This window comes from Ornithinimicrobium jinqii (assembly GCF_045032595.1).
GTDB lineage: Bacteria > Actinomycetota > Actinomycetes > Actinomycetales > Dermatophilaceae > Ornithinicoccus.
Genome location: NZ_JBJFZS010000062.1, coordinates 1 through 1,664, shown reverse-complemented (window position 1 = coordinate 1,664; position 1,664 = coordinate 1). Strand labels below are relative to the sequence as shown.

At 70.9% G+C, this 1,664-nt stretch carries 1 protein-coding gene; it reads right to left on the bottom strand.

Annotation, left to right across the window (positions count from 1 at the left end; genetic code table 11):
• Positions 1 to 150: 150 nt before the first annotated feature.
• Positions 151 to 1,542: an IS1380 family transposase gene (locus ACI3ET_RS16305; RefSeq protein ID WP_405034122.1), complete on the bottom strand. Its 1,392-nt coding sequence runs from the start codon at positions 1,540 to 1,542 to the stop codon at positions 151 to 153.
• Between the last annotated feature and the right edge of the window lie 122 nt (positions 1,543 to 1,664).

Sequence of the window (1,664 nt, the reverse complement as noted above, 5' to 3'; positions counted from 1 at the left end):
CCCCGGTCTTTCATGAGGTGGGGCTGGTGCGCTCGGCGTGGGCGTGATCGTCGTTCTCGTCCGGATTCGGCGCGTGGGCGTGGGGTAGCGCCGGCTGGCGCTGCCGGTCTGCGGTTCTCCGGGGTCCTGGGTCGTGGGTGGTCGGGGTGGTCAGGCTGGTCGGGGGATCGCGGCGATGTTCGCGAAGACGGCCACGATGGCAGCCGCCCAGGGCCAGGTCTTCGGGATGCGCAGTCGTCGGCGGCGTCCGCCGTGGGTGAGTTGGGCGGGCACGTGCAGGAACCGATACCGCAAGCCCTTGGGCTCGCACAGCGCCAGGTGCTGGGCGTCGCCGGTCAGGGCGAGCAAACGCGTCCAGGCGATGAGGTCGGCGGCGATCGTGACCAGCGCGAGCCAGGTCTGGTTGATCGCGAACTCTCGCGAGGGGAAGCGTCCCAGGCCGGAGTCCTTGGCGTGCCGGATGCGGTCCTCGACCCGGGCGTGGGCCCGGTGTCTGGCCTCCAGGAACGCCAGCTGCCCAGCCGTAGTGTTGGTGACGAAGGCTTGGTAGCGCCACCCGTCGGCCTCTTCGAACAGGGACAGCTGGGCGCCGGGGTGGGGACGTTCACGGCGCACGATGACCCGCATCCCCGCCGGCCAGTGGCTGAGGTCGAGCAGCCCGGTCAGCTCGGCGACGTCACCGCCGGCGCGGACGCCGCCATCAGCGTCGATCGCGGGCACCCAGGTCGTCGCCGGGACCACGGCGATGGCGCCGCGGAGCTTGCTGGTGATCGCGAAGCCCACGGAGTACTCGAGCGTGCGGCCGCGGACCTGTCCGGCGGAGGTGAGCCAGTCCAGCAGGTCGTGCGAGGCGCCGGCGCCGTCGGATCGGACCAGCAGGTCCTTGCGGTGGGTGCCGGGGACCTGGGCGATCGCCGCAGCCAGGACCTCTATGTGGTCGGCGGCCGTGTTCGACCCGGCCCGGCCGGTGCGCAGCTTCGCAGCCAGGAACTCCTGGGTGTTGTCGCACCACACGCCCAGCGGGTGGAACCCGAAGGTCCGCTTGTAGGTCGGCGCCGCCTGTTCCTTCTCACTGTGCGCGAGGACGATCGTCGCGTCGACATCGAGCACGACCACCTGCCCCAGGTCGGTCCCGGCGACCTTGCTGGCTGGCACCCCACCGGGGATCAGGGACCAGAGACGTCGACGGACCCGGGCCCTCGCGGTCCCGATCTTCGTCGCCCGTCCCGGTGTGACCTCATCCAGGGTTCGCCACACCGTGGGCGGTGAGGCGACCGGACCGAGCACGCCGCCCTGGTGGCGCAGCACGTCGATGTCGGCGATCGCCTCCCCGCCGTCGGCGAGCATCACCGCCACGTCGACCAGCACCTGGCCGCGGTCGTGGACCGGCACAAACGAGCGGCGGGCCATCGCCCCCGACAGCTCCGCCGTCAGGCCGGTCCGCTCCGCCAGCAGGCGCAGCCCCACACTGCCCGCGTGAGCCACCACGCCGACACCATCAGCACAGACGGACAACCCCGACGACCACGACGTACGCTTCACTTACCGAGTGCTTCCTGACGGGCGACCTGGGACCTTAGACAAGTCCAAGTCTTCCCTGTTCAGGGAGCACTTCGGTGCTTCTACACGCCGATCACACCGCCACCCCGTGAATGATCCGGGCT